Origin of the sequence: Pseudomonas sp. JV245A, from assembly GCF_032424515.1 — a bacterium.
GTDB lineage: Bacteria > Pseudomonadota > Gammaproteobacteria > Pseudomonadales > Pseudomonadaceae > Aquipseudomonas > Aquipseudomonas protegens.
On record NZ_VYKE01000220.1, the window covers coordinates 1 to 5,899 of the forward strand.

Annotated in this window: 4 protein-coding genes; all 4 read left to right on the plus strand. The window is 61.2% G+C overall.

The genetic code is table 11. The features are described from left to right. The first annotated feature begins 112 nt into the window (after positions 1-112). Positions 113-892: a peroxide stress protein YaaA gene (gene yaaA / locus F6S12_RS29090; protein WP_011059378.1), complete on the plus strand. Its 780-nt coding sequence runs from the start codon at positions 113-115 to the stop codon at positions 890-892. 813 nt (positions 893-1,705) lie between these two features. After that, the gene (locus F6S12_RS29095; RefSeq protein ID WP_011059377.1) at positions 1,706-3,022 is read left to right on the plus strand and encodes a nucleotide sugar dehydrogenase; all 1,317 of its coding nucleotides are present in this window, start codon (positions 1,706-1,708) and stop codon (positions 3,020-3,022) included. Between the two features lie 142 nt (positions 3,023-3,164). After that, positions 3,165-4,646 (plus strand): mannuronan synthase, encoded by a 1,482-nt coding sequence (gene alg8 / locus F6S12_RS29100; protein ID WP_409999865.1) that lies wholly within the window; start codon positions 3,165-3,167, stop codon positions 4,644-4,646. A 35-nt stretch (positions 4,647-4,681) separates the two neighbouring features. Then, on the plus strand, positions 4,682-5,851 hold the full coding sequence (locus tag F6S12_RS29105; RefSeq protein ID WP_011059375.1) for an alginate biosynthesis protein Alg44: 1,170 nt from the start codon (positions 4,682-4,684) through the stop codon (positions 5,849-5,851). Positions 5,852-5,899: the final 48 nt, after the last annotated feature.

A 5,899-nucleotide genomic window follows, 5' to 3' on the forward strand; every position in this document is an offset into this window, starting at 1 on the left:
AGGAGCCGGCTTGCCGGCGAACCGCGATCAGCGGTCATGACTATCGCCATCATAGGTGGAGTCCGGGCGCCCGAGCCCCTAGAATCCCCCGACGCCAAAAGGAGACGACCCCATGCTGATGGTGATTTCACCCGCCAAGACCCTCGATTACGAAACACCGCCGGTTACCCAGCGCTTCACCCAGCCGCAATACCTCGACCACTCCCAGGAACTGATCCAGCAACTGCGGGAACTGACCCCGGCGCAGATCAGCGAGCTGATGCACGTATCCGACAAGATCGGCGGGCTCAACGCCGCGCGCTTCGGTAGCTGGACCCCGGCCTTCACCCCAGACAACGCCAAGCAGGCGCTGCTGGCGTTCAAGGGCGACGTCTATACCGGGCTCAACGCCGAAACCCTCAGCGAGGCGGATTTCGACTACGCCCAGCAACACCTGCGAATGCTTTCCGGCCTGTACGGCCTGCTGCGCCCTCTGGACCTGATGCAGCCCTATCGCCTGGAAATGGGCACCAAGCTGGCCAACGCCCGGGGCAAGGATCTGTATGCCTTCTGGGGCACCCGTATCAGCGAATGGCTGAACGAGGCCCTGGCCGAGCAAGGTGACGACCTGCTGCTGAACCTGGCTTCCAACGAGTACTTCTCGGCGGTAAAGCGCACGGCCCTGAACGCGCGGATCATCAATACCGAGTTCAAGGACCTGAAGAACGGCCAGTACAAGATCATCAGTTTCTATGCCAAGAAAGCCCGTGGCCTGATGAGCCGCTTCGTCATCCAGGAGCGCATCAACGACCCCGCTCAGCTCAAGCAATTCGACGTCCAGGGCTACCGCTTCAGCGCGGAGCAGTCCAAGGCCGACAACCTGGTATTCCTGCGCGACCACGCACCGGAATAAAGCGTTCCCCTGCCGCGCTCGTTTCCAACCGGCGAGCGCGCCAGAATGTGATCATCCGCACATTCCCCGCCTTTAATAAGCCAATTTTCTGGCGCCATAGAACTTTCAGCGTTTTGCCTAACTTTTATTTCACTCGACAGCGCTGATTTTTTTCAGTGGTGGCACCACTTTTTTTATTCGGTAGTGGCACAAAAATATCCCCCCCCTTCAACTCCCCATAACTAAAGGCTCAAACCGTTAGTGCTATCAGTTTGAGAGCAGTGCCATCTTTCTCAATATTTCAAGAAATTTCGAAAAACAGGATGAGCGGGCAGGAACTATGCCTTCAGACACCGCTCATACCACCGGTAACGATTCTCAACGAGGTTGTAGGAGATGACTTACACGGACTCACGAGGAACTAATCAAGTTGCAACATTGATTTGACCAACGAGTCACAAACTTGAACTAAAGGGTAAACAAACGGAGATAAGGCACCTCAACTATCCCCTAACGAGCCAAGGAACAGCTGGCCTTCAAGGCCCCCGAAAACAACTGGAGAGCCCGTACTACGTGGCATCCAGCCATCCACAGGAACGCGGATGGTTTTTCTCGAGGGACCTGCAGCAGGAGCCGCCGGCAACATTCAAGGGCAAGTCAAAACAACATGGATCGGTTGCGCACAACTTGAGTGCATTTATTTAGTCACTCGGAACTTAGTCTGCCTGCACACGGCACTACAGCGTACTTCGCTGGACTTCCGAGTGCGCAACAACAGCTGGCAAACATTAACTCCGGCCATCTAATGGCGTGAATAACACAGAGGTAAATGCGATGCGCATCAGCATATTTGGTTTGGGTTACGTCGGTGCAGTATGTGCCGGTTGCCTGTCCGCACGGGGCCATGAAGTGGTTGGCGTAGATATCTCCAAAGACAAGATCGACCTGATCAACGCCGGCAAGTCGCCGATCGTCGAACCGGGCCTGGGCGAACTTCTGGCGCAAGGAATCCAGACCGCTCGTCTGCGTGGCACCACCAACTTCGCCGAGGCCATTCGCGATACCGACCTGTCGATGATCTGCGTCGGTACCCCGAGCAAGAAGAACGGCGACCTGGAACTGGACTACATCGAATCGGTGTGCCGCGAGATCGGTTTCGTCCTGCGTGACAAGGCCACCCGCCACACCATCGTGGTGCGCAGCACCGTGCTGCCGGGCACCGTGAAGAACGTGGTGATCCCGATCCTCGAAGACTGCTCGGGCAAGAAGGCCGGGGTGGATTTCGGCGTCGCGGTGAACCCCGAGTTCCTGCGTGAAAGCACCGCGATCAAGGACTACGACTTCCCGCCCATGACCGTGATCGGCCAGTTCGACCAGGCCTCCGGTGATGTGCTGCAAGCGCTGTACGAAGAGCTCGATGCACCGATCATCCGCAAGGACATCGAAGTCGCCGAGATGATCAAGTACACCTGCAACGTCTGGCACGCCACCAAGGTCACCTTTGCCAACGAGATCGGCAACATCGCCAAGGCGGTGGGCGTGGACGGCCGTGAAGTGATGGACGTGGTCTGCCAGGACAAGACCCTCAACCTGTCCCAGTACTACATGCGCCCGGGCTTCGCCTTCGGCGGCTCGTGCCTGCCCAAGGACGTGCGCGCCCTGACCTACCGCGCCGGCTCCCTGGACATTGAGGCGCCCCTGCTCAACTCGCTGATGCGCAGCAACGAATCCCAGGTGCAGAACGCCTTCGACATCGTTTCCAGCCATGACAAGCGCAAGGTCGCCCTGCTGGGCCTGAGCTTCAAGGCCGGCACCGACGACCTGCGCGAGAGCCCGCTGGTGGAACTGGCGGAAATGCTCATCGGCAAGGGCTTCGACCTGAGCATCTACGACAGCAACGTCGAGTACGCCCGGGTTCACGGCGCCAACAAGGACTACATCGAGTCGAAGATCCCCCACGTTTCGTCCCTGCTCAACTCGGACTTCGACGCGGTAATCGGCAACTCCGACGTGATCATTCTCGGCAACCGCGACGAGAAGTTCCGCGCCCTGGCCGAAGACGTGCCCCACGGCAAGCAGGTCATCGACCTGGTGGGCTTCATGTCCAAGGCTACCTGCAGCAAAGGCCGTACCGAAGGGATCTGCTGGTAAGGGTTCGCCAGCCAGCCGGCTCCTACCCCATCCCCGTAGGAGCTGGCTGGCCAGCGATCTGGCCCTCCCAGATCTCCATGCCTGCCTTAACCCCCCTCGGGCCACCCCACAGGCTCGCCCGAGACCTTGATGGACGCAGATTATGCACAGGCTAAAGCACGGCCTGCTTCAGGCCGCCGGTTGGCTGTTCTACTCGAGTTTGCTGATGGGCATGGCCTTGTTGCTGCCCGCCTCGACCTTCGACTCACAGTCCAAGGACTTCATTTTCCTGATTGGCGCCGTGGGCATCTGGCGCTACTCGATGGGTGCCACGCACTTCGTGCGCGGCATGCTGTTTCTCTACGTGGTCTACCCGCACCTGCGGCGCAAGGTGCACAAGCTCGGCAGCGCGGCGGACCCGTCCCATGTGTACCTGATGGTCACCAGCTTCCGGATAGACGCGCTGACCACCGCCCAGGTCTACGGCTCGGTCATCCGTGAAGCCATCGACTGCGGCTTCCCCACCACCGTGGTCTGCTCGATCGTGGAAATGTCCGACGAGCTGCTGGTGAAAAGCCTGTGGGCGCGGATGAACCCGCCGGAGCGGGTCAAGCTGGACTTCGTGCGCATCCCCGGCACCGGCAAGCGTGATGGCCTGGCCTTCGGCTTTCGTGCCATCTCCCGCCACCTGCCGGACAGCCGCGCCGTGGTAGCGGTGATCGACGGTGACACCGTGCTCGGCGAAGGCGTGGTACGCAAGACCGTGCCCTGGTTCCAGCTGTTCGGCAATGTCGGCGGCCTGACCACCAACGAATTCTGCGAAGTGCGCGGCGGCTACATCATGAGCGAATGGCACAAGCTGCGCTTCGCCCAGCGCCACATCAACATGTGCTCCATGGCCCTGTCCAAGCGCGTGCTGACCATGACCGGGCGCATGTCGGTGTTCCGCGCCACCGTGGTCACCGACCCGGACTTCATCGCCGACGTGGAAAGCGACTCCCTGCAGCACTGGCGCCTGGGCCGCTTCAAGTTCCTTACCGGCGACGACAAGTCCAGCTGGTTCAGCCTGATGCGCCTGGGCTACGACACCTTCTACGTGCCTGACGCGGCAATCAACACCGTGGAGCACCCGCCGGAGAAGAGCTTCATCAAGGCCAGCCGCAAGCTGATGTTCCGCTGGTACGGCAACAACCTGCGGCAGAACTCCCGGGCCCTCGGCCTGGGCATGAAACGCCTGGGGCTGTTCACCAGCGTGGTGCTGTTCGACCAGCGCGTGTCGATGTGGACCTCGCTGCTGGGCCTGACCGTGGCGATCATCGCCAGCTTCAAGTACGGCACCGCCTTCATCCTGGCCTACCTGCTGTGGATCGGCATTACCCGCCTGATACTGACCCTGCTGCTGTCCTGCTCGGGGCACCGCATCGGCCCGGCCTACCCCTTGATTCTCTATTACAACCAGATCGTCGGCGCGCTGGTGAAGATCTACGTGTTCTTCCGCCTCGACCAGCAATCCTGGACCCGCCAGGACACCAAGCTGACCCGCGACCTGGCCAGTTTTCAACGTTGGTTCAACACCTGGTCGTCTCGGACCATGACCTTCTCGGCCGGCAGCGTGTTCGTCGCTGTCCTGCTGCTGATGGTCTGAACCGCCTTGCCTGAATTAACTAGGAAATCGACTCTATGAACACCGCCGTGAACGTCAATGTAGTGCATGAATCCGAAGCCCAACGCCAGCACGCCCGGGTCAAGATCCCGGCCAAGCTGCGCTTCTTCGGAACCGAGGCCAAGCCTCTTGAAGTGCGGGTCCACGACCTCTCCGCCGGCGGCCTGAGCTTCAACGCCGGGCAGCAGATGCTGACCGTGGGCGAAGTGCACAAGGGCCGCCTGCAATTTGTCATCGACAACCTCGGCCTGGCCATGGACGTCGAGCTGCAGGTCCGCTCCTTCGATCGCCAGAGCGGCCGGGTCGGTTGCCAGTTCCAGAACCTCGAACCCCAGGACATCTCCACCCTGCGCCACCTGATCACCTCGCACCTGGCCGGCGACATCGTCAGCATGGGCGACGTGCTCGCCACCCTGCAGCGCGACAACTTCACCAAGGCGCGCAAGAACAAGGACAGCGGCAGCGGCATGACTCCGCTGGGGCGCCTGCGGGCGGTGACCTTCAGCGCCGGGATCTTCATCGTCGGCCTTGCCGCCTTCGGTTTCATCCTCAAGTCGGTGTACGGCATGTACTTCGTCAGCCACGCCGAGGCCGGCCTGGTCAACGTTCCGGGGATGAACGTCACGATGCCGCGCGACGGCACCGTGCAGAGCCTGGTGCAGACCGATGGCAGCGTCGCCAAAGGCGCGCCCCTGGCCAGCTTCAGCACCAGCATGCTGGACGTGCTCAAGGGCCACCTGGACGAAAACCAGCTGCAACCGGCCAAGGTCGAGGAACTGTTCGGCAAGCAGATGACCGGCACCCTGACCTCCCCCTGCGACTGCACCGTGGCCCAGCAACTGGTGGCCGACGGGCAGTACGCCAGCAAGGGCGACGTGATCTTCCAACTGGTGCCGCGCAATAGCCTGGCCAATGTCGAGGCGCGGTTCTCCTACCGCCAGTTCGGCGACGTGCGCCCGGGCACCAAGGTCAACTTCCAGATCGCCGGCGAGGATGAAGTGCGCACCGGCACCATCGTCAGCAGCGCCAGCCTCAACAGCAACGACCTGTCCTCCGACATCCGCGTACAGATCAAGCCCGACGCGCCCCTGAGCAGCGCCTTCGCCGGCCGCCCGGTGGAAGTCAGCAGCGACCGCGGCCCGTCGATGAACTGGCTGATCGACAAAGCCATGGCTGCGGGTCTGTAACCATGAGAGTGCCTACCCAGCTCCCTGTAGCCGCTGCCGCAGGCTGCG